Here is a 26,426-nt window from a genome sequence, read left to right as displayed (position 1 = left end):
AAGCGGTGACGGGCGTCCCATGCTGCCCGTCACCGGCCGGCCCTGTGCGACCGCCCGGAATGGCCGGGGAGAAGGAATATGGATTTGCGCACGATCGGTGTGATCGGAGCTGGACAGATGGGCGGCGGTATTGCCCATGTCTGCGCGCTTTCGGGCTTTGATGTCCGGCTGCTTGATCTGGACGACTCCCGGCTTGCCGAAGCCAAGGAAAAGATCGAGCGGGACATGCACCGCCAGGCGTCGCGCGGCAAGGTTGGCGACAGCGATGTGAGCGCGGCCCTTGCCCGGATTTCTACAAGTACCGACTACAGTATTTTCGGGGATTGCGACCTCGTCGTCGAAGCGGCGACCGAGGATGAGTCGATCAAGCGTGAGATCCTGAAGGCGCTGGTGCCGCATCTCTCGGCCGATGCACTTATCGCAACGAACACCTCCTCGATTTCGATTACCCGTCTGGCGGCTGTTACGGACCGCCCGGGCCGCTTCATTGGCATGCATTTCATGAATCCGGTACCGGCCATGCAGCTTGTTGAGCTGATCCGGGGGATTGCCACTGAGCAGGATACGTTCGAAGCGGTCGAGGCCCTGGCCCTGGCGCTGGGCAAGACCGTGTCCGTGGCAGAAGATTTCCCGGCCTTCATCGTGAACCGCATTCTGATGCCGATGATCAACGAAGCGATTTACACGCTGTATGAAGGTGTCGGCTCGGTGCGTTCCATCGATACAGCGCTCAAGCTCGGCGCCAATCATCCGATGGGCCCTTTGCAGCTCGCCGACTTTATCGGTCTCGATACCTGCCTTGCCGTCATGCATGTACTCTATGATGGGCTGGCGGACAGCAAGTACCGGCCATGCCCGCTGCTGGTGAAGTATGTCGAAGCAGGGTGGCTCGGTCGCAAGACGGGCCGCGGTTTCTATGACTATTCCGGCGATGAGCCGGTGCCGACCCGCTGAGCCGCGCAGCTCGGCCCGGCACATTTTGCCGGATAGGCAGAAAACTCCTTGTAATTCGATAAAATTTTATCTATAACTCTCGAACCTACCAAAACGGTAGGGAGTAAATATCCTTTAGAAGGAAGGATTGGACCATGACCGTATCGGTTGCCGAAAAGGCACTGCGGCTTCTCCAGATTTCAGTGGCGGATATTGCCGGACGCGAAAATCATGTCGCGGACGCGCTTAATGCTGCCCTCAATTCGGGAAGAGCGATTGACCTTATCTTTGCGCAACAGCGCTTTGACAACCTCGATCTCCATACGCGCAAGCGCATAAAAGGGCACGCGATCAACGAAGCCCACACGTTCTCGGTGCACTGACAGAGCAGGCTAGACGCGCTGTTTTCGGGGGACCAGGCGGCCGGTTTGAAGTGACTTTGTCACGGTACCGGTTTCTCCGTGCCTCTCCTGCTATTGCAAGACACTGAGATCACGATAACAGCGCTCTGCCCCGCTGTGCAGTGGGATAGCGATACCATTTAGTGCGGACTCGAGTTTGACGTTGCGGCCTTGGGGATGGCCGTCGTCCAGGACTTTCCGGGTGTTCTTGTTCCAGAGCGCGCGGCAGATATCGTACACCAGTTGCTCGGGAAGAGTTTCCGAGACAATCCACTGACTGCCGACGGAGAGTGTTTCCACCTCTCCCACACCCTGATATGTGCCTGCCGGAATGGTGTACCGTGTCAGGAAGCGGTGCGTGTCGAGCAATTTGCCGATCGGCGGGCCGTTCAATGTCAGCAGATCGACATCACGATTTTCTGCGGTGGTTGCGACAAGCTGGCTTGGCATGCCGGAAATCTGGAACAGGGCATCCATCTCGTCCCGGGCGAGCATATCCAGCGCCGGCCCCGGTTTCAGGTAGGACGCGATCATCTGGTTCTCACCGATGCCGTAGGCAGAGAAAATATCCCGCACCATAACAAGAAGCCCCGAGCCGGGCTCATCGATGGAAACCCTCTTTCCGACCAGATCCTTGACGCCGGTGATTTTCGCCGCCTTCCGCGCGAGCACATGCAGCACCTCGGGATAGAGGTGCGCCAGGCCGCGCAGCTTGGTCATCGGTTTCTGGCCATCGAACGGTCCGGTACCGGAATAAGCGGCATAGACAATGTCTGCCTGGGCGAAGGCCGAGTTAATCCGTCCACTTTCCACGGCATTCACATTATCGACCGAACCGCTGGAACTCTGAGCGGCGGCCACGAGGTCTTTCACCCCGCACTCCTCGCCCTCCTTGCAGGGCGGCGAGCCCGGCGGCCGGGAGATGGCATTCGCTATTGTCGTGCCAAGGGGATAATAGGTTCCGTCCACACCACCGGTGGCGATCTGGAAGAAAATCATCTGATTCTGGGCGGAGGCGGGCTTGCTGCCGATGATTCCGCTCCCCGCGAGTACCGCAGCCTGAATCATGACAATCAGGATGAAGTACGGGCGGGGGATCTGCGTCATCGTCTTCCGGACTTGGTCAGGCGGTGGGTAATCGAACTATCTATAACGACTATCATTCTGACGCATAATAGTTAATCAGATCTTTCGCAGCTGCAGAATCCCATTCCGCATCCCCAACCAACCGGCCCTTGATCGTGCCATCGGCGGCAATCAGGAAGCTGGTCGGCAGGCCCGGCGCCTTGAAGGCCCGCAAAAGCGCGGTTTTCTGGTCGGCGGCAGATGCAAGGCTTTTGATTCCGAGTTTTTCCAGGAAAGGCTCGAACACATGGGCGCCGCCGCGATCGATCGAAACCAGCAACACTTCGAACCTGTCGTCCCCCAGTTCAGACCCGAGTTCGGCGTTCAATCGATCAAGAGCCGGTAGCTCCTTGACGCAGGGCGCGCACCATGTGGCCCAGAAATTCAGCAGAACAGTCTTCCCGCGATACGAGTCCAGCTTGATGGCATCGCCCGTGGCGCTTATGAAGGGGGTGTCCGGCGCTGTCCGGTCCCCGGCGCTGGGCACGAACTTGACCATGTCGCCTACCAGCGGGGGCTCGGCTTTGGCGGAACCGGCGCTCGCGGCCAGGAAAGCTGCGGCGAGGCTGGCGAGTATTGTTTTCCTGACCGCTACTGATGAAATCCAAGACACCGGGCAACTCCCTAATGAACAAACGGCACAACGACCCCAAGAACGACGGCGCCAGCACGATCTGGGGCGGACGCTTCGCATCCGGACCTGCGGCGATCATGGAAGAGATCAACGCTTCGATCGGTTTTGACAAGCGCTTCTCGGCCCAGGACATCCAGGGTTCTATTGCCCATGCCGAGATGCTCGTGGCCCAAGGGGTGCTTAGTGCAGAAGATGGTAAGGCAATCCGTCTGGGTCTAGAGCAAATCGACTCAGAAATCCGTGATGGCAGCTTCAAATTCTCGCGCGCGCTGGAAGATATCCACATGAATGTGGAGAACCGTCTGGCCGAGCTGATTGGCGATGCGGCGGGACGGTTGCACACGGCACGCTCCCGAAACGATCAGGTGGCGACCGATTTCAAGCTCTGGGTGCGTGGCGCGCTCGACTCTGTCGATGAGAGCCTGACGGGGCTGATCCAGGCGCTGGTCGACCAGGCCGAGCGCAATGCCGATGTGGTGATGCCGGGCTTCACACACCTGCAGACGGCGCAGCCGGTTACCTTCGGGCACCATCTTCTGGCTTATGTCGAGATGTTCGGCCGTGACCTCGGCCGTTTCAGGGATTGCCGGGAGCGGATGAACGAATGTCCGCTCGGCGCCGCGGCGCTGGCCGGCACGTCCTTCCCGATCGACCGGCACAAGACGGCGGAAGCGCTCGGCTTTGCACGTCCTGCGGCGAACTCGCTCGATGCGGTGTCCGATCGGGACTTCGCGCTCGAGTTCCTATCCGCCATGTCGATCTGCGCCACACACTTCTCACGTCTGGCCGAAGAGATCGTGATCTGGACCAGTGCGCAGTTCAATTACATCACGCTGTCCGATGCCTTCACCACCGGCAGCTCGATCATGCCGCAGAAGCGTAACCCCGATGCGGCCGAGCTGGTGCGGGCGAAGTCCGGCCGGATCATCGGCGATCTCAATGCGCTGCTGATCGTCATGAAGGGCCTGCCGCTCGCGTATGGCAAGGACATGCAGGAAGACAAGGAGCCCGTGTTCGACGCGGTTGATTCTCTTGGTCTCTGCATCGCGGCGACTGCGGGCATGGTCCGCGACATGAAGGCTAATGCGGAGCCCATGAGGGCCTCCCTGAAGGACGGTTTCCCGACCGCAACCGATCTTGCCGACTGGCTGGTCCGTGCGGCGGGCATGCCGTTTCGCCAGGCTCATCATGTCACTGGCACCATTGTGAAGCTGGCCGAGGACAAGAGCTGCGGTATAGAAGATCTCAGCCTTGCGGAGATGCAGGCGGTTGAGCCGGGCATCACGGAAGGTGTGTTCGATGTGTTGACGGTTGATGCCTCGGTGTCGAGCCGGACCAGCTACGGCGGAACCGCGCCGGACAATGTGCGTGAACAGGTCGCCCGTGCCCGCGACCGGTTCCTCGGCTGACGCACGGACAGGGGAGAGGTACGATGTTGAAACGGATGACCCGGTTTGGATTGCTTGCGGTCCTGTTCGCAGGTCTGGCGCTGAGCCAGGCCGCGTGCGGCAAGAAGGGCAGCCTCAAACCGCCCTCCGGACAATCCTCCGGTTTCCCGCGCACCTATCCGACGCAATAACGCGTTAGCCAGAATACGTTACCCGACCGAAAGTTTGATGAAATGAGTGAGCAAGTCTCCTATGTGGACGGCGCCCTGACTGTTGAGCAGGTTCCGTTCGCGCGTATCGCCGACGAAGTGGGCAGCCCCGTCTACGTTTATTCCAAGGCCGGAATGATCGGGCGATATCGCGCTCTGGAAAAGGCGCTCTCCGGTCTTCCTGTCTCGATCTACTACGCTCTGAAAGCCAATTCGAACCTTGCGGTGATCCGTCTGTTCGGCGAATTGGGCGCTGGTATGGATGTGGTGTCCGGTGGCGAGCTGCAGCGCAGCCTTCGGGCCGGTGTCGCAGCGGACAAGATCGTTTTCGCTGGTGTCGGAAAGACGGCGGACGAGATGGCGGCCGCTCTGGATGCGGGCATTCATCAGTTCAACGTCGAATCTGAAAACGAACTCCGGCTTCTCAATCAGGTTGCCGCCTCCAAGGGCGTGATCGCGCCGGCGGCGATCCGGGTCAATCCGGATGTCGATGCCAAGACCCACGCGAAGATCACGACCGGCCGCAAGGAAAACAAGTTCGGTATCGATATCGAACGGGCGCCGGACATGTTTGCGCTCGCGGCCGAACTGGAAAATATCAGCCTCAGCAGCATGTCGGTCCATATCGGCTCTCAGCTGATGGATGTCACGCCCTACAAAGCGGCCTATGACCGGCTGCGCGGCATGACACTCAATCTTCGCCAGCAGGGCTACAAGGTCGATCACCTCGATCTTGGTGGCGGTATCGGCATTTCCTATGATGGCAGCGCCCCGCCGGATCTCGACGAATATGCGGAGATCGTGAAGGACACGGTTGGCGATCTCGATTGCCGGCTCTCGGTCGAGCCGGGCCGCTATCTGGTCGGTAACGAGGGCTATTTCATGACGCGGGTGATGTTCGTGAAGCAGGGCGGTGCACGGCGCTTCGTCATCGTCGACGGCGCCATGAACGATCTCATCCGCCCGACCCTCTATGAGGCACATCACGACATTGTCACCGTTGCCGAAACAGGTGCCGATGAGGAAGACAGTCTGGCCGATATCGTCGGTCCGATCTGCGAAAGCGGAGATTATCTGGCCCGGGGCCGTCGTCTCGGCAAGATCAGTGACGGGGATCTTATCGTGTTGAAATCGGCGGGTGCCTATGGTGCCGTCATGAGTTCGAACTACAACTCGCGGCCGCTCGTGCCGGAAGTTCTGGTCGACGGTGACAGCTACAAAGTTGTCCGCCGGCGTCAGACGCTCGATGAAATGCTGGCTCTTGAAGAGTAGTCCGGCCGGGCTAGCTGACCTGTCGCAGGCTTGACCGGGGCGTTCGTCTCCGGGAGAGTATGAGCTATCGACAGGTTCCCGTGCCGCCGCGGGTGATTAAGCCAGCGGGGGAGGCGGTCGGGATCCGTCCCTGATGACACGGCTTTATGCCGGGGATGGGTCTTTGCATGCGTGATGATGCCCAGACGGTTTCCTTCTCCTACCGATTGAAGGTATGGACGACCGGCCTTGTCCTGGCGTGGGAAAGATTTTTCCCGGCCTTCAGGTGGCCACTTGCGCTGCTTGGACTGTTTCTCGGGTTTTCCCTGATCGAGGTGCCCCAGGCGCTTGGACAAATGAGTGGTGGCTGGCTGCAGGCAGGCTTTCTTGCCATTGTTCTTGCGCTTTTCCTCTGGACATTCCGGCGTGCAATCATCGCGTTCTCCTGGCCCGACGAGAACCAGATCCTGCGCAGGCTGGAAAGCTGGTCGGGGCTGCGGCACCGGCCGCTCTCTGCACTGAGTGATGAGGTCGCGGGTGGCGGACGGACGGAAGCCGCCCTCTGGCAGGCGCATTTGAAGCGGCTTGGGGATGTCCGCCGGCAGGTTCATGTCGGCAGTCCGGAGCCTGTCGCGGTCCGGCTCGACCCGTTCGGCTTCCGCGCCCTTGTCGGGCTCATTCTTTTCGTGGGGCTGGTCGCGGGCTGGCAGAATCCGGGCGAGCGGCTGCGTGCAGCGGTGACGCCCGAACTGCGGGGTGCTGGCGCTGCGCCGTCCTCGCTCGCCGATGTCTGGGTCAGTCCGCCGGATTACACCGGGCTGGCGCCGATCTTGCTCTCCCGCTCCGCGATCCGGTCGGAGGATACATCAGCCGAGGCTCCCTCAGAGCCGGAAACCATTGCGATCCCGATTGGCAGCCGTTTCCTGGCAACGGTCAATGGGGGCGAGGATACGCCGGAGCTGATTATTGAGGACGGTGTTCAGGCGGGCACCGCCGACAAAACTGCTGAAGGTGCCTCGCAAGGCACCTCGGAGCGGGTCAGTTTCGAGACCATCGCGCCCGAAAGCCATCAGATACAGACACCCATTTCTCGCGGTACGCGGCTTGCCGTGATGCAGGATGACGAGGCTCTTGCCCAATGGCGCATCAATGTGCTGCCGGATCTGGTGCCGTCGGTCGACTTTATGGAACCGCCGACCGCGTCCGAGAGACAGGCGCTTGTTCTACGCTACGAGGCGACGGACGATTACGGGGTGGCCCGGGTCCGGGCGCTTATCCATCGCGTTGAGGACGGCAGTGTCACTGAAGAGAAGCCCATCGAGATCGCCATGCCGGTGGTCGCTGGAGCGCGCAAGGAGATTACAGGCCGCAGTTTCAGCGATCTGACCCCGCACCCATGGGCTGGGCACAAAGTTCGGATCACGCTTGAGGCGTCGGACGACCTGGATCAGGCGGGAACGAGCACGCCGGCCGACATTATATTGCCGGAGCGGGTTTTCAATCACCCGGTTGCGATCGCCGTGATCCAGCAGCGCAAGCGCCTTGTGACCGAGCCGGAAGAGCGCATTGATATTTCGGAAATCTTGCTGACCCTCGCTGCTCGGCCGGGTCGCTATTTCCACGATACTGTTGTGTTTCTCGGCCTGAAGACGGCTGCGAACAGGCTTTATTTCAAGGCGCCCGACGGGGACGATATCGAGGCGCTGCAGAGTTTGCTCTGGGACGTCGCCTTGCGGATCGAGGATGGCGAGGTTTCCACCGCGATGCGGAAGCTGCGTGATGTCGAGCGCAGGCTGCAAGAGGCACTCGCCGGGGATGCCAGTGATGAGGAAATCGAGCGTCTGATGCAGGAGATGCAGCAGGCGATCGACGAGTATCTGCGGGCCATGGCCGAACAGATGATGAAGCAGGCCCAGCGTGGCGACCAGATGCAGCGCCAGCAGATCGACCCTAACCAGATGATGCGCCGCGAAGATCTGATGAAGATGCTGGACCAGATGCGGGACATGGCGAAGACCGGCGCCCGGGACGCGGCCCGGCAGATGCTCTCGCAGCTCCAGCAGATGATGGAAAACCTGCGTATGGGCATGCAGCAGCAGCAGATGTCGCCGCAGCAGCAGGCGTTGCAGGAAATGATGCGCCAGCTGAAGGACCTGTCACAGCAGCAGCGTGACCTGATGGACCGGACCTTCCAGCAGCACCAGCGCCAGCGCGGTCAGCAACCAGGCCAGCAGGGTCAGCAACAGGGGCAGCGAGGCCAACAGCCGGGGCAGCAACCAGGCCAGCAACAGGGTCAGAACGGCCAGCAGCAGCCGGGGCAGTCACCCGGGCAGGGCGACGGCCAGATGACGGCCGAGGAACTGGCGGCGGAGCTTGCGGATATGCAGGAACGGCTGCGCAAGCAGCTCGGAGAGTTCATGCGCAAGGTCGGCGAGGGTCTCGGGCAGATCCCGGAGGGCTTCGGTGATGCGGAGCAATCTATGCGCGATGCGACTGAGGCGCTCGGCAAGAATGCGCCCGGGCAGGCTGTCGGGCCGCAAGGCGATGCGCTCGGCCAGATGCAGCAAGGTGCGGAATCCCTGAACGAGGCCCTGCGCGAGATGGCGAACGGTCAGGGACAGGAAAACCCGAACGCCCAGAGCGCGGATGAGGATGATTTCGAAACTGAGGACGGCGATCCTCTTAACCGGCGGCGTACCGGATACGGTTTCAACGACAACAACGATGTCGAGATCCCGACGGAAAGCGATATACAGCGAGCCCGGCGGATTTTCGATGAGCTGCGGGAGCGCTCGGGCGACCGGTCCCGGCCGAGCCTTGAGCTGGATTATATCGAGCGTCTGCTGAAGCGGTTCTGATCGGGCTTGCCCGTTCAGACGAGTGTCAGCCGTAACTGGCGACCATTGCCTTCATGCGCCGCCCCAGCAGCTTCAACTGATTGAGGGCTTCATCAGGGTTGGAGCGCAGGAACTCCAGGAAAATGTCTTTATGCAGCGTCATCGCTCTTACGGGAGAGGTGGCAACCACATTTGCGGTCCGCACATCATCCATGAAGATTGCGAGTTCACCGACAATATCGCCCTCGCCAAGGGTGGCGAGAACACTGTTATCGACCGGGTGTAAGACTTTCACCTCACCCTCGAGGATGACATAGGCCATATCGCCCACATCCCCTGCACGGATGATCGTCTCGTCCGGATTGAAGACGTGACATTCATAGGACTGAAGAAAGTTGTAGAGATCATTCTGGCGCAGGAAATCAATGAAGATGTCCTGCAGATCACGCACGTCCAGGATCATCGGCAGCACTTTACTCGCGATTCCGGGTACTTCGAAACTGTCGCCGGCCTTGTTGAAGCCAATCCGTCCCAGCATCCGCCCGATCGACGGATTGACTGGCGCCAAAACCCAGTCCGTATTTTGTGAGCAGCCGTAATAGCAAGCCATCAACATCAGCGCATATGCGACCTGGGACGATCTGTATTGTTTGAGAATACAGAAGTGTCCCAGGCTCGCCCGGGCGGCGCCCGCTGGAATCATCGGTTCGTAATCGTAATAATCATCAGCGTGTAAACCGATGCCCGAATCAAGGGTGATACGCATTCCGCCGATGACCCTGCCATCGATAACCGCAACGATATTCGTGGATGTTGGATAGGCGTCGAACCGGTCAAAAACCCGGCCATCGGGTTTTGGCGCAAACAGGCCTTCCTCGGTGCTGAAAACCTCGTGCCGAACTTTATAAAGTTCATCCAGCAAGGCAGACGTATTAGCGATTTTAATCTGAACAGGCATTGGGAGCCTTTTCCGGAGGAGCGATTAAATGCTTGAGGTCGCGGAGACCATGAATTCTCCCTTGTGGAGCACCGTTTCCGAGGATTGGGACAGATATTCCAGATACGCTTTGTCATCATCCAGAATGGCATCACACTTGAAGGAAACGCCTGTCAGAAACGCCCCAATTGCCGAGGGTTCGATACACCAGTCAAGCGGCTCTTTTTTCAGCCGAAGGTATGTGCGCAGCAGCCAGGTCGAATTATTTTCAGAGGACCCGAACGGCGCCAATGCGGTGAAGAGGAAAGCCGCTTTAGGGTCGAATTTCTGGATGTCATTGAAGGTATTGATGACGGAGCCTTCATCCAGATACATGAACACACCTTCGCAAATGAAGACCGTGGAGACGTTCGGCTCGATTATGTCTTGAGAGGAAAGCGCCGTATAGAGACCCTCCTCGGAAAGGTCGAAAGCCAGGAAAGACAGATTGGCTTCCGGGACGGAAACCGCATTGATGATCGCCAGCTTTTCGTAACTGGTTGACGGATGATCAATCTCGACAAACTTCACGTCCGGGTATTTTTTGTGCAAATTCCAGGCAAGAAGGTCAAAGCCCGCGCCGATATTCACGACTTGCCGGGTGCCTGATGCGATCAGCTTTTCAACGTTGCTCAGGAAGAATTTTTTCCGCAGCGCGTAATGAACGCTGATATTCGGCGCCAGAAGTTTCTCGAAGATACGCAGCATGCGTGTCGAGATTACGCCTTCTACTTGTTGAATCCGGCGCCGTCCTTCAGGGGATGCGGATAGGAATGTCCGTATCGACTGACTGATGTCGGCGTCTACAAGTGGTGCGTATTGCGGCTGATTCGATGCCCACAAAAGCCCCTGCATGACTGTATAAGCTGTAGAGCTGGCCTTATTGGCATCCATCGTCGCGGTTCCTGATCAGAGTGAGAGTGCCTGTAGGTCCTACGCAGGCATTACCCACAACTAATACAGGCTTATGCCTTTGCCGCAAAAGGAACTCGGACAGGCGGTTCGTACTGCTGAATTGGGCTAATATCCAAGGCCGCCGCCGAGAGCCTGTTCTGAAAAAGTGATGGTGACTTCGGCCGCATCGGCGCCGGGTTGCGGCAGCTCGTATTCGAAGCTGGTCTTCTCGCCCGGAAGCATGACTTGGTTTTCCGCCCGGAACAGCCATTCCTGCATGATGTCGCCCTGACTGCCGGTAAGCTTGCCGGCCAGCGTTGGAACGGTCTGCATCTGTTCTGTCGGGTTGCGGATCTCTCCTTTGATGATCAACAATTCGATCGAGTCGTCCGCCTTGCGCCAGGCGGCGACATTCTGGATCACCAGCTCCTCGCCGATCACCGAAACACCGAGCCCAATCGAGGCATAGAGCCTGTCTATCGGCGGCCAGGCGGCGACCAGAGAACCGCGCGCGCCGAACAATATGCCGAGCATCACCAGCACGCCGACACCGGCGATTGCGGCTATGAGTCCCTTGCGCCGTCGCTTCGGAGGCCGGGATAGCGGCATGCGGCCGCGGGGGATCGGCGGTGCTCCGAAAACGCCTTCATGATCTTCCTGTTCGTCGTCTTCGAAGGCTGGTTCTGAGTCGGGATCGGCCTCGCCACTACCGAATCGTCCGAACGGAACGACCTCTTCCTCTTCGCCGTCAGGTGCGGCTGCGCGCGGCTTGGCCGCAGCCGGTTCGGCGGCCGGCTTGGATGCCTTTTTTTCTTCCAGCATTTCCAGTGTCTGATGCCACTCGTGGCTGCACTTGCTGCACCGGAGCTTCCGGCCCTTGGGGCCGATAGCGTTGTCCGGTACGCTGAAAGGCTGACTACATTCGGGACAGGTGAGTTTCATGTGATCCTGTTGTCCACTGACGGTCCGGCTACTATAGGCAAAGCCGACGGTCGCGCCTACTGTCCCAAATGCTTTCAACGGCCACGCTTTCAATAGCGGTGACGATCTGAAATCATGGGGGCGTGAGCAACCGGAAAATCCCGCGAATCCGATAATCGCGGGGTGCTCCGGCGTCTGGGCCCAGTATCTGGGAAAGGGAGGCGCACCGCGCCGTGATCCAGTTTGACAAGGTGGAGCTCCGCTATCCCGGGAGCCCGGCGATCCTCAGCGATGTCAATTTCGCGGTCGAGGAGAGTTCGTTTCAGTTTATCACCGGGGCAAGCGGGGCCGGGAAATCGAGCCTGCTGAAGCTGATGTATCTCGGCCTCAAGCCGTCGCGCGGGCGTTTGTCCCTGTTCGGCCAGAACGCGGCCAGCATCAGCCGCGATGGTATTCCGGCGCTGCGCCGGCGCATCGGCATCGTGTTTCAGGATTTCCGGCTGATCCCGCATCTGAGCGCGTTGGACAATGTCGCGTTGCCGCTACGCATCGCAGGTGCACGCGAATCGGCGATTCGCGAATACGTTCCGGAGTTGCTTGAATGGGTCGGTCTTTCCGGTCATTTCGACTCCCTGCCGCAGACGCTTTCGGGCGGTCAGCAGCAGCGCGTAGCCATTGCTCGCGCTGTGATTGGCCGGCCACAACTCTTGCTCGCCGACGAGCCGACGGGCAATGTCGATGACGGTGTGGCCGTCCGGCTGCTCTATCTCTTCGAGGAACTGCACAAAATGGGCACCACGGTGCTGATCGCGACCCATAACAGGGCGCTGGTGGAACGTTTTGACCATCCCTGTCTCAATGTCGATGGTGGGCGCGTGACCCGTGTGCGCGGGCCGGGCCGGAGGCGCAGCGCGCCTCGTCCGGTCGGCTCTACCGCTGGCGCGGCCGCTTCCAGCCAGCAGCGCCGCGGGGGCTGAGGCATGGCTCTTTTGACCCGTGGTGACATTCCCCTTTCGCATGATCCATCCGCCCGCTATCTGCCCTGGCTGCTGGGTATAATGTGTTATTTCGCCGTGCTCGCCTCGGTCGGCGCGGTGACCTCGCACCAGCTCGCTGCGCGCTGGGATTTTGCCCTCGGGAGCGTGGTCACGGTGCAGATCCCGGCGACGATGAACGAGGGAAGCGATGCGCCGCGCTTGAGCCAGGCGGAGCGCATGATGCGGCAGTTGCCGGGGATCCTCCGTATGGTGCGTGTGGATACCTCCCGCAGCGCCGAGCTTCTGGCGCCATGGCTCGGTGCCGACCTCGCGGCGGACCTGCCGCTGCCGCGTCTGTTCGATCTGCATTTCGCCTCCCCGCCGGAGGTCGATCTGAAACAGTTCGAAGCGCGCCTGGGCGAGCTCTTTCCCGGCGCCCTGGTCGAGGCACATACCCAGTGGATGGGCCATGTGGCGAAATTGACCCGCGCGGTCGAAGCGCTTGGTCTGACCGTGCTTGCTCTGGTCATGGGTGCCTCCGTCGTCGCCGTGATCTTCGCCGTGCGCACATCGGTTTCGATTCACCGCGAGGTGATCGCGATCCTGCATCTGATCGGGGCACGCGATGGTTATATCGCGTCCGAGTTCCAGGCCCATGTTCTGAAGATGGCGCTGCGCGGCGGTCTGGTTGGCGGGTTTCTTGCCATTGCAACACTGGCTGGCCTCGCTGCGGCGCTGGAGCCCGAGGCTGTTGACAGCGCGAACCTGATCCCGACCCTGTTCGGCGGGCTGTCTGCCGGGATGACCGAGTGGGCTCTGATAGCGTCCGCCCCGGTGCTGGTTGCCTTTGTCGCCTGGATTGCCGCGCGACTTTCCGTGTTGGGTGCGCTCAGAAGGATGAACCCGTGAGTGCGGAGTGCCGTCAGGAGAACCGGAAACATGGCCGGAACTGGAAAGTCGGGGTGCTTAGGGGGTGGCTCGCCGGAATTCTGGTCGTGGCCGTCGTCGCGGGCGGTCTCTGGATTGGCGGGTTTTTCTGGTTTCTTGCCGATATGCCGTCTGATGGACCGCGTGCCGCGCCCCAGGCCGATGCCATTGTGGTGCTCACCGGAGGCAGCCGGAGGATTCCCGTCGCGGTCTCTCTGTTGCTCGAAGGCCATGCGCGGGCGTTACTGGTCACAGGGGTCAACGATATCGTCAGCCCGTCCGAATTCCGCGCCGCCATGGCGGAGAGTGGAGTCGCCTTGGATGCCGAGACAATGGACTGCTGTGTGGCGCTCGGATATGGCGCGCACGATACCATCGGCAATGCCGAGGAAGCGGCCAACTGGATGACGTCGGGCGGTTATCACTCAATGATCCTCGTCACCTCGAATTATCACATGGCCCGTTCGCGAATTGAGTTCCGCGCGGCAATGCCGGATATCGAGATCAGCGAATACCCGGTGCGTCCGGCCGATCCAGGCCTTGCCGAATGGTGGAAATCGCCAGAGTCACGCTTCCTGATGCTATCGGAATACGTCAAATATCAGGCCGCCTGGCTGCGGGTGACATTTGCATCGATGATGCCGGTGTGAGGCTTATCGTGTTATGCTGCCGTTTCGGCGTGACACGATAGACATGTGATCATGGTGTATATATATAGCGTTCTCCCGATAGCGCGCAGCTATATATAGTGTTTGACGAGATAGAACGGACGAGCCCGGAATGACTTCAATCGCCCCGGTTTCCCAGCAGATTTGGGACATGAAGTACCGCCTGAAGACCGCAGACGGCGAGCCTGTCGATCGCACGATCGAGGAGAGCTGGCATCGTGTCGCGCGCGCGCTCGCCGAGGTCGAGACCGATCAGGAGGCATGGGCGGAGAAGTTTTATACCGCGCTGGCCGATTTCCGTTATCTGCCCGCCGGCCGGATCTTCGCCGGTGCGGGCACCGGCCGTCAGGTCACGCTCTTCAACTGTTTCGTCATGGGAACGGTTCCGGACAACATGGCCGGGATCTTCGAGGGCCTGAAGGAAGCGGCCCTGACGATGCAGCAGGGCGGCGGCATCGGTTACGATTTCTCTACCATCCGGCCGCGCGGCGCGCGGGTACACGGGGTGGCGGCGGACGCATCGGGTCCGCTCTCCTTCATGGATGTCTGGGACGCCATGTGCCGCACCATCATGAGCGCGGGCTCCCGCCGTGGCGCCATGATGGCGACGCTGCGCTGCGACCATCCGGACGTGGAAGCCTTCATCGAGGCAAAGCAGGATCCGGCCCGGCTGCGCATGTTCAATCTCTCCGTCCTCGCCACCGATCCCTTCATGGACGCGGTGAAGCAGGACGATCCCTGGGATCTCGTCTTTGACGGCACCGTCTACAAGACCGTGCAGGCGCGCGATCTGTGGGACAAGATCATGGCCGCGACCTATGCCTATGCCGAGCCGGGCGTGATCTTCATCGACCGCATCAACAAGCGGAACAACCTGCATTACTGCGAGACGATTGCCGCCACCAACCCGTGCGGCGAGCAGCCGTTGCCGCCCTATGGCGCCTGCCTGCTCGGCTCCATCAACCTCGCCCGCTTCGTGAAGAACCCGTTCGAAGAGAATGCGGAGCTGGATATGGACGAGCTGGCCCGTGTGGTGCCGCTCGCCGTCCGGATGATGGACAATGTGGTCGACGCTTCGAAATTTCCGCTGCCGGAGCAGGAACACGAAGCTCAGGCCAAGCGCCGCATCGGCCTTGGTGTTACGGGCCTAGCAGACGCGCTTATCTTCTGCGGGCTGCGCTATGGCTCACCGGACGCGGTGGCGATGACGGAGAAATGGATGGCCGCGCTGCGCCGTCACTCTTATCTCGCCTCGGTCGATCTGGCGAAGGAGAAGGGCGCTTTCCCGCTGTTCGACGCGGACAAGTATCTGGCCAGCGAATCGGTGAAAGAGCTGGATCAGGACGTGCAGGACGCGATCCGGGAGCATGGCATCCGCAACGCCCTGCTGACCTCCATCGCGCCGACCGGCACCATCTCTCTGGTCGCGGACAATGTGTCCTCGGGCCTCGAGCCGGTCTTCTCCTATGCTTATAACCGCACCGTGCTGATGCCGGATGGCAGCCGAAAGACCGAAGAGGTCTCGGACTATGCTTACCGGATGTACAAGCATCTGAAGGGCGACGACGCGGAGCTGACGGACGCCTTCGTCAGTGTCCAGACCCTGACGCCGAAAGACCATGTGGCGATGCAGGCTGCGGTTCAGAAATACATCGACAGCTCGATCTCCAAGACCATCAACGTGCCGGTCGACATTTCCTTCGAGGATTTCAAGGACGTCTATCTCTCGGCCTATGAGCAGGGCTGCAAGGGCTGCACGACCTACCGTCCGAACGAGATCACAGGCTCGGTCCTGACTATGACCGACGAAAAGAAGGAAGAGGCGTCCCCGGCTCAAGCCAACACGCCCGCGAACACGAACCAGGAAGCGTCAGCCACGACAGACCCGGCGGCGGATCCGGGCGTGGCCTACATGACCGAGCCGCTGGGCCGGCCGGAAGAGCTGCCGGGCAAGACCTACAAGATCAAGTGGCCGGAGAGCGACCACGCCATCTACATCACCATCAATGACGTGCTCCAGGCCGGCCGCCGCCGTCCGTTCGAGGTCTTCATCAATTCCAAGAACATGGAGCATTACGCCTGGACCGTGGCCCTGACCCGGATGGTCAGCGCCGTATTCCGGCGCGGCGGCGATGTCTCCTTCGTGGTCGAGGAGCTGAAAGCGGTCTTCGATCCGCGCGGCGGCTGCTGGATGGGCGGCAAATACGTACCCTCCCTGCTCGCGGCCATCGGCGGCGTGATCGAGCAGCATCTGCAGGATATCGGCTTCCTGAAGGACCCGAGCACGATGGAAATGGATTTCGGCGGGAAGAAAAAGGTCGTCGCGATGGATGGCCGCGGCGTCGGTGGCCCGATTCCGGCCCAATGCCCGACCTGCGGCGATGTCTCGCTCATGAAGCAGGAAGGGTGCGACCTTTGCACGTCCTGCGGCTATTCGAAGTGCGGGTGAGGGGCTGAGGTCTCTCGCACGTCAATGCGCGTTGGCTTGCTTAACCTCGGACAATTTCAAGCAATGGCTCGAATGAGTACAATGTGGGGCGGCGCCCAGCTCCTGGTATAACTACCTTCAAGAGGCCGTTCTCGGCGAGGGCTTTAGTGAACCTTGACGCCGTTTGGTTAGGAATACCGCTTCTTAGCTTGAATTGAGTTGTGGAAAATACAGGCCTCTCGAAGACGAAATCCAAGGCATGCAAAAGCCATTGGGATGCAAGGGCTTCTCTAAATCTTTCTTTCATCTCATCATAGAGAGACGAGACTTTTTGTGTTGTTTCAATATTTTCATTCGCTTGGTTTGCGAGTGCTTCAAGGAAGAAAATGCACCACTCGGTCCATTCTCCATTGGATGAAATGCGGCGTAACCGTTCAATGTACTCCTCGCGATGATTCTCAAAATACCCACTGATATAAAAATAGGGTCCCTCAATCAGGTGTTTGTCCCACATGGTTAGGGTGATTAACATTCGCCCGATACGCCCGTTTCCGTCTTTAAACGGGTGCAGGGCTTCGAATTCTGCATGAGATATTGCGGTCGCGAGAAGCGGGTTTGGCACGGGGTCGTTTATGTAATTTTCAAGATTTTTGACGCCGTCTTCTAATTTGTCAGCGCTGATTGGAACGAAAAGAATTTTCTTCTGAGTTTTATCCGCAATGAAATTTTGTTCTAGCTTGAACTTTCCAGGCTGTTTGTCTGCTCCTCTTCCGAGAAACAACATTCGGTCGTGAGCTTCGCGTATAAGCCGGCTGCTGATAGGGAGACCTTCCGACATGCGCTTAAAAGCATGGGAAATTGCGCGCGTATAAGCATGGACCTCGATAATTTCATTTCGGTATATCTGCTGTTCTTTCGTATCGTCCTTATCGCTGATGTACGCATCGAAAGTCAGCAATTCGTCAAGTGTCGCAACGGTCCCTTCTATGCGCGAGGAAATTACCGCTTCCTTGTTTTTGAGAGGGGCAAGAAGAAGCTGCTTATTATGGAGATTGTTTAGGGCTGCATCATATTTGGCGATGGCGGAGGCTGCGGATCCTAATGGGTTGATAAGCTTTTCATAATCGAGACTTTTCGGAGGGAACTGGCCATAGTGATATTCAACAGCACCTTCGAGACCGTAATCTTTTATGTTGTATTTATTTTGCATCTCATAATTCCGGAAAAATGACGCACAACATGTGTATCATCTCATGTTTGAATCACAAAATGTTTTGCGTCTCATTTTTTCTATAATCTGATAAGCAACGTGTGTAGCGTATCATCCATGAGGTGATACACATGTTGTGTGTCATCTGGATGCCTCGTGTGATTCACAAAGGTTAGAAAATTAGTATGGTGGAATAATTCAAAATCAATATGTTGATTTGTAAGTTTGATGGAGCAAGCAGTCAGTGGGTGCTTAAAGAGGCTAGATCCGCCCGTCGTAGCTCTGCCTATCAATCCGGCAGGCGCAGAGGGTGAACGTTTCCGCCGATAGCCCTGCCTTCACCGTTTCGGCCAGCGTCTCGCGGTCTTCGCACCAGACACCCTTGCCGCCAAGCGCGTTGGCGATGGTGACGAAATCGGTCTCCACCATATCGACCCCGGCATTGCCGTATTTCATTTCCCGCTGCTTTTTCTCGATCAGCGCCAGAGAGGCGTCGACGAAGACGACGACGATGACCGGGAGTTTCAGGTCCCGCAGCGTTACCAGTTCCCCCAGCACCATCTCCAGGCCGCCGTCACCGGTAAAGGCCACCACCGCCCTGCCCGGGGAGGCGAGTTTGGCGCCGGTGGCGAGGGGCAGGGCGCAGCCCATGGTGCAGAGGCCGGTGGATTGCAGGACCGCGTGCGGCACCTGCGCTTCCCAGACCTGGCTGGCGAGAATGCGGTGGGCGCCGCTGTCTATGGTCAGCACGGTGTCGGGCGGGGTGTTGGCGCGGACGGTTGTGGTGATGGCCGCGGGGCCCCAGGCCTCGTTCTGGCCGAAGGCGCCTGCCAATGCCGACCGGGTGTCGGCGATGATGGTGCCGGGCCAGGTTGCGCGCGGCGTGATGCCGTCACTGAGAGCCTTCAGGCTTTCGCCGACATGGGCATGGAAGGTCATCGTGGCGTCATGCATGTAGGAATATTCGGGCGCGGCCAGAAGCTCGACGACTGTCTTCTCCGCCGGGTCCCAGAGGTTCTGCCAGCCGGGGCGCATCTCGATCGGGTCATAGCCCGCAAGCAGGATGAAATCCGCCGCCTCGATCACCGGTATCAGATGCGTGTCGGCGAGCGGCGACAGGCCAGCGCCGCCGAGGGACAGCGGGTTGTCTTCCGAGAGTACGCCCTTCGCCTTATAGCTGGCTATCACCGGCGCGCCGAACTTCCGGGCGAAATCGGCCAGCGTTTCGGAAGCGTTCTGATTGACCACGTCGAGCCCGGCGATGATCAGCGGGCGTTCGGCCTTGGCCAGCGCGGCACGGGCGGCATCCAGAGCGTCTCCCGGCGCGGGTGCTGAGGGCATGGGTGCCGGGCGTCTGACCGGGGCCTTGTCCTCGGCTTGCTTCGCGGCGACGGCGATGGGCAGGTCGATATGTACCGGGCCTGGCCGGTCCGCCGTGGCGAGGCGCACCAGTTTGTCGATCAGCGCATCCGCGTTCTTTTCCGGCATGGTGACGCTGGCCTTGGTGACCGGGCCGAAAACCGCCGTGTGATCGAAGACCTGGTGATTGTAGGTGACAGCTTCGCCCGCATCGACGCAGCCGGTCAGCACGATCAGCGGCACCCGGTCCTGCTCTGCATTGGCGGTGACGTTGATGGCGTTCGCGGCGCCGGGGCCAACGGTGCAGACCAGCACGCCCGGCGCGCCTGTCATGTGCCAGACGCCTTCGGCCATGAAACCGGCCGCGTTCTCATGCTTGGCCAGCAGGAAGCGGATGCCCGCCTTCTCCAGCGCGTCCACCAGGGTCAGCACCTCGCCCCCCGGCACGCCGAAGGCATAGCGGACCCCCGCCTCATACAGGCGGCGGGCAATCACATCGGCAATACGCATGAGGCTGTTCCTGTCTGACGGGGCCTATTCGGCGGCAAGGCGCGCGGCGGTTTCTTTTTCAGCGAGACGCTGGTGGCCGTCGCGGGTTTGCGGCAATTTCCGTTCGAGAATGCGGGAGGCGACGACGGTGCGCAAGATCTGCGCTGTGCCTCCGCCGATCGTGAACATGCGGGCGTCCCGCTGCATCCGTTCCATCGGATAGTTCCGGGAATAACCGCGCGCGCCGAACACCTGAAGCGCGTCCGTGGTCACCTTGATGGCCATCTCGGAGGCCATGATCTTGGCCTGCGCCGCCAGGGTCGCATCCGGGAACGGGGCGCTCGGGCCTTCGGCGCTGGCCGCTGCCCGGTAAATCAGCGAGCGGGCGGCTTCGAGCTGTACGGACATATCCGCCAGCATCCATTGCAGGCCCTGGAATTCGGCGATCGGGCGGCCGAACTGCTCGCGCTCCCCGGCGAAGGCGAGGGCGTGACGGTAAGCGCCGGCGGCGATGCCCATGCCCACGGTTCCGGCACCGACACGCTGGGCGTTATAGGCACTCATCAGGTCGGCGAAACCGCGTTTGAAGCCGCTCGGCGGTAGCAGCGCCATGGAGGCGGGGATTTCCAGATCCTCGAAGATGACTTCAGTTTCCGGAATGCCGCGCAGGCCCATGGTCGGCTCGCGGGTACCGATCCTAAGGCCCGCCGCCTTGTCCTTGTCGGCCAGGAAGCCGCCGATGCCGAGCTCGGTGCCGTCCTCGTCGAAGACGCGGGCGAAGATCAGATGCAGGCGGGAAACGCCGCCGCCGGTGATCCAGTGCTTCTTGCCATTCAGCACATAGGTATCGTCGCGTTTGTCAGCTCTAGTGGTCATCAAGGTCGCGGCGCTACCCGCATCCGGCTCGGTGATGCAGATGGCCAGCTTGTCGCCGGAGAGCACATGCTCGGCGCCGAGTTTCTTCTGGGCCTCGGTGCCGTAGGTCATGATCGCAGAGATCGCGCCCATATTGCCCTCGACCACGATGCGGCCGGTAACGCCGCAGGCCGCTGCCATCTCCTCGATCACCAGCACCGTGTCGAGATAGGAGCGGCCCGGCCCGCCAAACTCTTTCGGCACGGTCATGCCCATGAAGCCGGCCTCGGTCAGCGCTTTGATATTGTCCCACGGATATTGCTCGCTGCGATCCACCTCGGCGGCACGGAGAGCGATCACGTCCGCTGCCAGCGCGCGGGCGCGGGCCTGCAGGTCTTTCTGGTCCGGGGTCAGGTCGAAAAACATGGCTGTTTCCTCACGCGGGCATTCTTGGTTCTTTGCGGAGCGCGATAGTCACGCGCGTCTCACGGTTCCGTGAAGTGTGTGGCGTGGAATAACTTCAGGCAAGCGCATATTTCTGATACTTAAAGTCAGAAATAGTGAAGAAAGATCGATGTCCCTGCGTCGCCTGCAGATTTTCCTGGAAGTCGCTTCCCGGGGCAGCTTTGCTGCTGCCGCCGACCGGCTCGGACTGGCTCAGTCCGCCGTCAGCATGCAGATGCGGACCCTGGAGCAGGAACTGGGTGCGGATCTGTTCGACCGGTCCCGCCGGCCGCCGGTGCTGAACGACCGGGGGAGCGCACTGATCCCGCAGGCACGGGCGATCCTGACCCAGTACGAGGATCTGAAACAATCGGTGCAGCCCGATGGGCATATCGCAGGCACGCTCCGGCTTGGCGTGATTCAGACAGCCAGCACCGGAATCCTTCCCGACGCGCTGACCAGCCTGCACGAAACATATCCGGACCTTCGGGTGCGGATCGAAAGCGGTCTTTCTTCGGGTCTCCTGGGGCGGGTCGCGCATGGGGAGCTGGATGCTGCCATCCTGACTGCGCCGGATCGTCTGCCGCCGGAGCTGAAAGACCATCTGATCTTCGAGGAGCCGCTTTCCGTGATCGCACCTTCGGCGCTTGCCGGGGAGACGGATACGGACCTGCTGACGCGTCATCCCTTTATCCGTTTCAACCGGCGCACCGGCGTTGGCCGGATCATCGAGCATGCCCTGCGCGACCGCGACCTCGCGGTGGATGAGGCGATGGAGCTGGATGCGATCGAGCCGATCATCGAAATGGTGTCCTGCGGGCTCGGCGTGGCCGTGGTGCCCGCCTACGCGCTCGATCCTGAGACACGTCCGAGCCCTCGTGGGATGATCCGGGTTCTGCCCTTCGGCGACCCTGTTGCGAGCCGCCGGGTGATCGTTGTCGAGCGACACGCCTCGACCCGGTCCGCGCTTACCGCCGTGCTCGTGCGAGCATTAACCGGCTTGCTTTAATGTTATAACATAACATAATATCAGGTATCATCAAAAATGATATTGCGAATTATTCGCAATAACTTAAAATGATCACCATTGCTCTACGCTTTTTTGCGGCGAGCAAATCTCTTCCAAGGAGTACTACATTGACCCTGTCTCTCAGACGCGGCGGCTTGCCGCTTTTGTTCGCCACCATTGCGGTTGCCTGGGCGCCGTCGGCAAATGCGGCGGAAAAACTGCATCTCGGCATTGAAGGCTCCATGACCCAGTATTTCGGGTATGCCGACAATGATGATATCGGCACGGCTGATACGTCCGGCTTTGATGTCAAGTCCGACACCGAAATTGGCTTTGTCGGCGACACCACGCTGGATAACGGCCTGCAGGTCGGTGTCGAGGTCGTAATGAACGGCAATTCCAACAATGACGAGCAGATCAAGGACAGCTACAGCTGGGTCGAGGCGGACTTCGGCCGGTTCGAGCTTGGCAAACGCGATAACGCCGCTGCCCAGATGCATTATGCCGCGCCCGATGTCGGCCTCGGCATCAACGACGCGGATATCGATGACTGGATCGTCAATTCAACCGGTGGCGATTCCGATTCGGCTTTCAAGTCTACCTATCTGTTCCTTGGTGAGGACAAGGCCACCAAGCTGACCTACTACTCGCCCCGCGTCATGGATCTGCAGCTCGGCGTGTCCTACATTCCGGAGTTCGAGCGCGATAACAACGGACAGCCAGGCGACGACCGTTACAACAACGGTATCGGCATCGGCGTGAACTATATTCGTGATTTCGGTGAAGGCACCTCACTTGCTGTGGCAGCCGGTTTCCTGACGGCATCCGCGCCGGATAACAGTACTGCGGACCGGGCCAAGGGTTACAGCGTCGGCTTCGAGTTCGTCCATGCTGGCTTCACGGTTGGCGGATCCTACGCCAATACGGATGGCAATGCCGACGGCGGAACCGATACCGCGACCTCGCTCGACGGCGAGGGCTTCGATATCGGTGTTGCATACGCCTTCGAGCCGGTGACGGTCAGTCTCTCTTACTATCACGGTGAGTTTGAAGATCAGGTCGCTGTTGCAGGTGAAAGCGAGAACGACACGATCATGCTGTCGGGTAACTACGAAGTTGGCCCGGGCGTGGCCCTGGTTGGCAGCCTGTTCCACAGCGAGTTCAAGGACGAGACCGGTTCCGAGAACGAAGGAACGGCGGCTCTGGTCGGGATGACCATCGAGTTCTGATCGGGTACCCCTTACCCGAGAGTGCGGATTGGCCGGGCCTAGTGCCCGGCCGATTTGTTTCTGGACTGGGAGACGTGAACGTCGCTTAGCCGTTCGTCATTTGTCACCCCGCTCCCCGCACTTTGGTCCCGTACCTCATTTGTCATCCCGTTGAAAAACGGGACCCAGGGGATGGCGGTCCGTGCTCCATGATCACTGGGCCCCGGCCTTCGCCGGGGTGACGGCGGTGTGTTAGGTAACGGAGTAGGGGAATGCGATCAGGCATCCTTTACCACTCAGCCTTGGCGAGCACCCTCGAAACAGAAGTTCTGCAGCTCCTCGCCCCGGGCGAAGCGATCGAGATTGGCGGCGACGAAGGCCCAGCGGCGATTGGCCATCTCGTTGCTCCAGGCCGAGTTGTGCGGCGACATGATGATGTTGTCGAGCTTCTGGAACGGGAATTTGGACGGCCAGGGATTGGGGTCTTCCTTCGACGGGTAGGTATACCAGACATCGATGATCCCGCCCCGGATCTGCTTGCTGGACAGCGCTTCGTAAAGCGCTGCCTCGTCGACCACTGCTCCGCGCCCGACATTGCAGATCACCGCGTCCGGCTTCATTTTGCCGAAAGCATTGCTGTCGATCATGCTGCGTGTGTCGTCGTTTAGCGGTGCCGTGACGATGACGAAATCACTCTCCGCCAGCAACGTGTCCATATCGTCGAGGGTACCGTACCAGTCGACCAGGTCCGGCTCGTCCCGCTTGGTGCGGGAAAGCGCCATGACCCGCATGTCGAACGCCTTACAGCGTTTGGCCACTTCGCGGCCAATATGGCCGTAGCCGACGATCCCGACGGTCGCGCCGCGCATCTCCCGGTGCATCGGGCCCTTGGAGATGTCCCGGCCGTTGTAGGATTGCTCCTTCATCATCGGATGGGTCTCGCGCATCAGGCCGGTCTGGAATTCCAGCATGCCGGCCAGCACGTGTTCGGCGATCGTGGTCTCGTGCTCGAAGGTATTGCAGAATACGGTGCCCGCCGGAATCTTGTCCGGGCCGGTCCAGTCGAAGCCGGTGAAGGGGATCTGGAACAGTTTCAGCGGAATGCCCTTTGGCAGATCCGGCACGCCGCCGCCGACCAGCACGTCCACATCCGCAACCCGCTCGCGGAAGGCATCGTCGCCGTCATCCTTAGCCCAGGTCTCGATCTCCCAGTCCGTCTTCAGGTTTTTTTTCAGTAACTCGTAGCGTGGGCTGCCTTTCGGCTGGGTCAGGAGCAGGCGATGGGTCTTTGACACGGGATATCTCTTTCTCGGGGCGGATCATGGAAGCGACGCGGGGCCAGGATCCGACATAAACCGGTCGAGAGCGGTGGGCAATAGACGGTGCTTGCATGATTGTCGGCAAGCAGCGCGATCAATGCCGGAATGAATATTCTGCCTATCTCAATATTCCTGTGCGAGATGTGCCGAATTCGACCACACTCCCGCGCTCGATATATGTACCCGGAACATTTACTCAGAGGACGATATGGCCGAGCGGGAACCGAGCAGCACGACATGGCAACAAGGTACGCCGGAGGCGGGTGCCGCGGCGTGCGGCAATGCCGATGCGTCCCGTGCGGCGCTGGACATTCTCGAAGGTGGCGGCAATGCCATCGATGCGGCGGTTGCAGCCGCTTATGTCATGGGGACGGTCGAACCGCTCGATTCCGGCATCGGTGCTGGCGGCTTTATGATCATGCACGACGCCGCTTCCGGGAAGACTGAGTCCGTCGATTTCCTCGGCGTGGCCCCGATGGCGGCCAGCTACGAGCTTTACCCCTCGATGGGTGCCGGCAACGACTACATCATCCGGGTGAAAGGCCGCGAGAACGAGCGCGGCCATCGTTCGGTCGGCGTTCCGGGTACGGTGCGCGGGCTTGGCGAAGCGCAGGCGAAGTTCGGCAAGTTGGCGATGGCCGATGTGCTTGAGCCGGCAATCACTTTGGCGGAAGGCGGCTTCAAGGTCGGCCACAAGGCGGCGCTGCGCATGGCCCGGACGGAAGAGCTGCTGAATTTCACCGAAGCAACACGCAAACTATTGCTGAAGCCGGATGGCAGCCTCTACCGGGCCGGTGAGGAGATGGCCAATCCGGAATATGGCCAGTCCCTCCGCATGATCGCGCACGACGGCCCCGACTGTTTCTATAAAGGCGCTCTCGCGGATCTGCTGCTGGCGGAAATGGAGGCCCATAACGGCTTCCTGAGCCGTGCCGATCTGGAAAACTACGAGGCGATCTGGCGGGCTCCTGCGACTGCCCGTTTCAAAGGACACGATGTTGCGACTATGGCTCCGCCCTCATCTGGCGGACTGGTCTTTGCCGGACTGGCGGCGCTGGAACGCGAAAGCGTTACGGATGGTGCGCATTACGATCTGCTGGCGGGGGCAATGCTCGAGATGTTCCGGAAGCGGGCCGCCGGTTATGGCGACCCGGCTTTTGTAAAGGTTGCCACCGGGGAGTCGAGCGAGACGACGAGTCTCGCTGTGATCGACAAGGACGGCAATGCGGCCTGCATCACCTATTCCAACAACAACCATTCCGGTGTCGTGCTGCCGGGGACCGGTATCCTGCTGAACAACCAGATGATGTTGTTCAGCCCATGGCCGGGTAATCCGAATGAGGTGGTCGGAGGCAAGCGCCCTGTTTCCAGCATGATGCCGAGCCTGATGTTCCGGGACGGCAAGGTACGCATGGCTATCGGCGCTTCCGGTTCGACCCGGATTCCGACATCGATCATGCAGGTGCTTTTCAACAGTCTGGTGCTTGGCGACAATCTGCCCGATGCGGTCGGTCGCGCCCGGTTGCATGCGGAAACCGAGATGCTTCTGGCGGATGCCGAGCTTGAGGAGACCGTTGCCGACATCGCCGAGGCGCGCAAATTGCAGCTTAAGCTCAGCCCTGGCCGTGACCCGATGCTGGCATCGGTGCAGGCGGTGGCGGTGAATGATGACGGGACGATGGCCGCCGTCGGCGATCCCCGGGCCAGGGCCTCGGGGATGGTGCGCTAACGGGCGGGCCGGTTCGCGTCAGGCATTTTTGTTGTCTGCCGCGAAATCGGCCTGCATGCGTTCTTCCAGCTTCAGCAGGTCTTCCGGAGGCTGCAAGCCTTCGGCGCGCATGGTGTTGAGAATACGCTGGAGCTGCTCCCACGCCTCATGCAGGTCGGCGGTGTCTTCCTCGACGGATTCCAGGAGCAATTGCGCGCTCATGGTCAGATCGTCCTGTGGCATGTCTAACTCCTGT

23 protein-coding genes are annotated in these 26,426 nt (G+C 60.2%); 13 read left to right on the top strand and 10 right to left on the bottom strand.

The window, feature by feature from the left end; translation table 11 throughout:
• Positions 1-78 precede the first annotated feature (78 nt).
• Entirely contained in the window at positions 79-954 is an 876-nt protein-coding gene (locus tag ABJ076_RS02135) for a 3-hydroxybutyryl-CoA dehydrogenase (RefSeq protein ID WP_348186808.1), read from the top strand.
• A gap of 134 nt (positions 955-1,088) precedes the next feature.
• Positions 1,089-1,316: a hypothetical protein gene (locus ABJ076_RS02130; protein WP_348186810.1), complete on the top strand. Its 228-nt coding sequence runs from the start codon at positions 1,089-1,091 to the stop codon at positions 1,314-1,316.
• A 90-nt stretch (positions 1,317-1,406) separates the two neighbouring features.
• Here ABJ076_RS02130 and ABJ076_RS02125 read toward each other — a convergent pair whose 3' ends face one another.
• Together ABJ076_RS02125 and ABJ076_RS02120 are read right to left on the bottom strand one after the other, a co-directional pair.
• Entirely contained in the window at positions 1,407-2,441 is a 1,035-nt protein-coding gene (locus ABJ076_RS02125) for a TAXI family TRAP transporter solute-binding subunit (RefSeq protein ID WP_348186812.1), read from the bottom strand.
• A gap of 52 nt (positions 2,442-2,493) precedes the next feature.
• A complete protein-coding gene (locus ABJ076_RS02120) occupies positions 2,494-3,072 on the bottom strand; it encodes a TlpA disulfide reductase family protein (RefSeq protein WP_348186814.1) in 579 nt (192 codons plus the stop codon).
• 14 nt (positions 3,073-3,086) lie between these two features.
• Between ABJ076_RS02120 and argH the strand changes: the two genes are divergently transcribed.
• The 4 genes from argH to ABJ076_RS02100 all read left to right on the top strand — a co-directional run bounded on the left by argH (position 3,087) and on the right by ABJ076_RS02100 (position 8,799).
• Positions 3,087-4,502, top strand: coding sequence for an argininosuccinate lyase (argH, locus tag ABJ076_RS02115; protein WP_348186816.1), 1,416 nt, complete (start codon positions 3,087-3,089; stop codon positions 4,500-4,502).
• A 23-nt stretch (positions 4,503-4,525) separates the two neighbouring features.
• A complete protein-coding gene (locus tag ABJ076_RS02110; RefSeq protein ID WP_348186818.1) occupies positions 4,526-4,672 on the top strand; it encodes a hypothetical protein in 147 nt (48 codons plus the stop codon).
• 42 nt (positions 4,673-4,714) lie between these two features.
• Positions 4,715-5,962, top strand: a complete 1,248-nt coding sequence (lysA, locus tag ABJ076_RS02105; protein WP_348186820.1) for a diaminopimelate decarboxylase — start codon at positions 4,715-4,717, stop codon at positions 5,960-5,962.
• A gap of 167 nt (positions 5,963-6,129) precedes the next feature.
• Entirely contained in the window at positions 6,130-8,799 is a 2,670-nt protein-coding gene (locus ABJ076_RS02100) for a TIGR02302 family protein (RefSeq protein WP_348186822.1), read from the top strand.
• Positions 8,800-8,824: 25 nt separating this feature from the next.
• On the opposite strand, the gene ABJ076_RS02095 is transcribed toward ABJ076_RS02100, so the two are convergent.
• The 3 genes from ABJ076_RS02095 to ABJ076_RS02085 all read right to left on the bottom strand — a co-directional run bounded on the left by ABJ076_RS02095 (position 8,825) and on the right by ABJ076_RS02085 (position 11,590).
• Positions 8,825-9,736 carry a cyclic nucleotide-binding domain-containing protein gene (locus tag ABJ076_RS02095; RefSeq protein ID WP_348186824.1) on the bottom strand — a complete coding sequence of 304 codons (912 nt, stop codon included), beginning with the start codon at positions 9,734-9,736 and terminating at the stop codon, positions 8,825-8,827.
• Between the two features lie 24 nt (positions 9,737-9,760).
• Positions 9,761-10,648, bottom strand: a complete 888-nt coding sequence (locus ABJ076_RS02090; RefSeq protein WP_348186826.1) for a class I SAM-dependent methyltransferase — start codon at positions 10,646-10,648, stop codon at positions 9,761-9,763.
• A gap of 126 nt (positions 10,649-10,774) precedes the next feature.
• The gene (locus ABJ076_RS02085; protein WP_348186828.1) at positions 10,775-11,590 is read right to left on the bottom strand and encodes a zinc-ribbon domain-containing protein; all 816 of its coding nucleotides are present in this window, start codon (positions 11,588-11,590) and stop codon (positions 10,775-10,777) included.
• Positions 11,591-11,802: 212 nt separating this feature from the next.
• On the opposite strand from ABJ076_RS02085, the gene ftsE reads away from it, so the two are divergent.
• The 4 genes from ftsE to ABJ076_RS02065 all read left to right on the top strand — a co-directional run bounded on the left by ftsE (position 11,803) and on the right by ABJ076_RS02065 (position 16,590).
• Positions 11,803-12,546: a cell division ATP-binding protein FtsE gene (gene ftsE, locus ABJ076_RS02080; protein ID WP_348186830.1), complete on the top strand. Its 744-nt coding sequence runs from the start codon at positions 11,803-11,805 to the stop codon at positions 12,544-12,546.
• 3 nt (positions 12,547-12,549) lie between these two features.
• On the top strand, positions 12,550-13,455 hold the full coding sequence (locus ABJ076_RS02075; protein WP_348186832.1) for a hypothetical protein: 906 nt from the start codon (positions 12,550-12,552) through the stop codon (positions 13,453-13,455).
• Positions 13,452-14,123 carry a YdcF family protein gene (locus ABJ076_RS02070; RefSeq protein ID WP_348186834.1) on the top strand — a complete coding sequence of 224 codons (672 nt, stop codon included), beginning with the start codon at positions 13,452-13,454 and terminating at the stop codon, positions 14,121-14,123. Before ABJ076_RS02075 ends, ABJ076_RS02070 begins: the two co-directional genes overlap by 4 nt.
• A gap of 130 nt (positions 14,124-14,253) precedes the next feature.
• Positions 14,254-16,590, top strand: a complete 2,337-nt coding sequence (locus ABJ076_RS02065; RefSeq protein WP_348186836.1) for an adenosylcobalamin-dependent ribonucleoside-diphosphate reductase — start codon at positions 14,254-14,256, stop codon at positions 16,588-16,590.
• A gap of 40 nt (positions 16,591-16,630) precedes the next feature.
• Here ABJ076_RS02065 and ABJ076_RS02060 read toward each other — a convergent pair whose 3' ends face one another.
• The 3 genes from ABJ076_RS02060 to acdA form a co-directional block, all read right to left on the bottom strand.
• Entirely contained in the window at positions 16,631-17,779 is a 1,149-nt protein-coding gene (locus tag ABJ076_RS02060; protein WP_348186838.1) for a Fic/DOC family N-terminal domain-containing protein, read from the bottom strand.
• Positions 17,780-18,040: 261 nt separating this feature from the next.
• Entirely contained in the window at positions 18,041-19,648 is a 1,608-nt protein-coding gene (locus ABJ076_RS02055) for a thiamine pyrophosphate-binding protein (protein WP_348186840.1), read from the bottom strand.
• Between the two features lie 24 nt (positions 19,649-19,672).
• Positions 19,673-20,908, bottom strand: a complete 1,236-nt coding sequence (acdA, locus tag ABJ076_RS02050; RefSeq protein ID WP_348186842.1) for a 3-sulfinopropanoyl-CoA desulfinase — start codon at positions 20,906-20,908, stop codon at positions 19,673-19,675.
• 148 nt (positions 20,909-21,056) lie between these two features.
• Between acdA and ABJ076_RS02045 the strand changes: the two genes are divergently transcribed.
• Positions 21,057-21,935 (top strand): LysR substrate-binding domain-containing protein, encoded by an 879-nt coding sequence (locus ABJ076_RS02045; protein WP_348186844.1) that lies wholly within the window; start codon positions 21,057-21,059, stop codon positions 21,933-21,935.
• A gap of 128 nt (positions 21,936-22,063) precedes the next feature.
• Complete coding sequence (locus tag ABJ076_RS02040; RefSeq protein ID WP_348186846.1) at positions 22,064-23,164, top strand: porin; 1,101 nt, start codon at positions 22,064-22,066, stop codon at positions 23,162-23,164.
• 275 nt (positions 23,165-23,439) lie between these two features.
• Here ABJ076_RS02040 and ABJ076_RS02035 read toward each other — a convergent pair whose 3' ends face one another.
• Positions 23,440-24,438, bottom strand: coding sequence for a 2-hydroxyacid dehydrogenase (locus ABJ076_RS02035; protein WP_348186848.1), 999 nt, complete (start codon positions 24,436-24,438; stop codon positions 23,440-23,442).
• Positions 24,439-24,670: 232 nt separating this feature from the next.
• Between ABJ076_RS02035 and ABJ076_RS02030 the strand changes: the two genes are divergently transcribed.
• Positions 24,671-26,191 (top strand): gamma-glutamyltransferase, encoded by a 1,521-nt coding sequence (locus tag ABJ076_RS02030; RefSeq protein ID WP_348186850.1) that lies wholly within the window; start codon positions 24,671-24,673, stop codon positions 26,189-26,191.
• An 18-nt stretch (positions 26,192-26,209) separates the two neighbouring features.
• Here the strand turns inward: ABJ076_RS02030 and ABJ076_RS02025 are convergent, their stop codons facing one another.
• On the bottom strand, positions 26,210-26,413 hold the full coding sequence (locus ABJ076_RS02025; RefSeq protein WP_348186852.1) for a hypothetical protein: 204 nt from the start codon (positions 26,411-26,413) through the stop codon (positions 26,210-26,212).
• Positions 26,414-26,426 lie beyond the last annotated feature (13 nt).

It is taken from the genome of Nisaea sp. (assembly GCF_039990255.1).
Taxonomy (GTDB): domain Bacteria; phylum Pseudomonadota; class Alphaproteobacteria; order Thalassobaculales; family Thalassobaculaceae; genus Nisaea.
This window is presented reverse-complemented; position numbering and strand designations above follow the sequence as displayed.

Coding starts and splice junctions, on each gene's coding strand:
- ABJ076_RS02135 (WP_348186808.1), top strand. CDS start 79: ATGGATTTGCGCACGATCGGTGTGATCGGAGCTGGACAGATGGGCGGC.
- ABJ076_RS02130 (WP_348186810.1), top strand. CDS start 1,089: ATGACCGTATCGGTTGCCGAAAAGGCACTGCGGCTTCTCCAGATTTCA.
- ABJ076_RS02125 (WP_348186812.1), bottom strand. CDS start 2,441: ATGACGCAGATCCCCCGCCCGTACTTCATCCTGATTGTCATGATTCAG.
- argH (WP_348186816.1), top strand. CDS start 3,087: ATGAACAAACGGCACAACGACCCCAAGAACGACGGCGCCAGCACGATC.
- ABJ076_RS02110 (WP_348186818.1), top strand. CDS start 4,526: ATGTTGAAACGGATGACCCGGTTTGGATTGCTTGCGGTCCTGTTCGCA.
- lysA (WP_348186820.1), top strand. CDS start 4,715: ATGAGTGAGCAAGTCTCCTATGTGGACGGCGCCCTGACTGTTGAGCAG.
- ABJ076_RS02100 (WP_348186822.1), top strand. CDS start 6,130: ATGCGTGATGATGCCCAGACGGTTTCCTTCTCCTACCGATTGAAGGTA.
- ABJ076_RS02095 (WP_348186824.1), bottom strand. CDS start 9,736: ATGCCTGTTCAGATTAAAATCGCTAATACGTCTGCCTTGCTGGATGAA.
- ABJ076_RS02090 (WP_348186826.1), bottom strand. CDS start 10,648: ATGGATGCCAATAAGGCCAGCTCTACAGCTTATACAGTCATGCAGGGG.
- ABJ076_RS02085 (WP_348186828.1), bottom strand. CDS start 11,590: ATGAAACTCACCTGTCCCGAATGTAGTCAGCCTTTCAGCGTACCGGAC.
- ABJ076_RS02075 (WP_348186832.1), top strand. CDS start 12,550: ATGGCTCTTTTGACCCGTGGTGACATTCCCCTTTCGCATGATCCATCC.
- ABJ076_RS02065 (WP_348186836.1), top strand. CDS start 14,254: ATGACTTCAATCGCCCCGGTTTCCCAGCAGATTTGGGACATGAAGTAC.
- ABJ076_RS02060 (WP_348186838.1), bottom strand. CDS start 17,779: ATGCAAAATAAATACAACATAAAAGATTACGGTCTCGAAGGTGCTGTT.
- ABJ076_RS02055 (WP_348186840.1), bottom strand. CDS start 19,648: ATGCGTATTGCCGATGTGATTGCCCGCCGCCTGTATGAGGCGGGGGTC.
- acdA (WP_348186842.1), bottom strand. CDS start 20,908: ATGTTTTTCGACCTGACCCCGGACCAGAAAGACCTGCAGGCCCGCGCC.
- ABJ076_RS02045 (WP_348186844.1), top strand. CDS start 21,057: ATGTCCCTGCGTCGCCTGCAGATTTTCCTGGAAGTCGCTTCCCGGGGC.
- ABJ076_RS02030 (WP_348186850.1), top strand. CDS start 24,671: ATGGCCGAGCGGGAACCGAGCAGCACGACATGGCAACAAGGTACGCCG.
- ABJ076_RS02025 (WP_348186852.1), bottom strand. CDS start 26,413: ATGCCACAGGACGATCTGACCATGAGCGCGCAATTGCTCCTGGAATCC.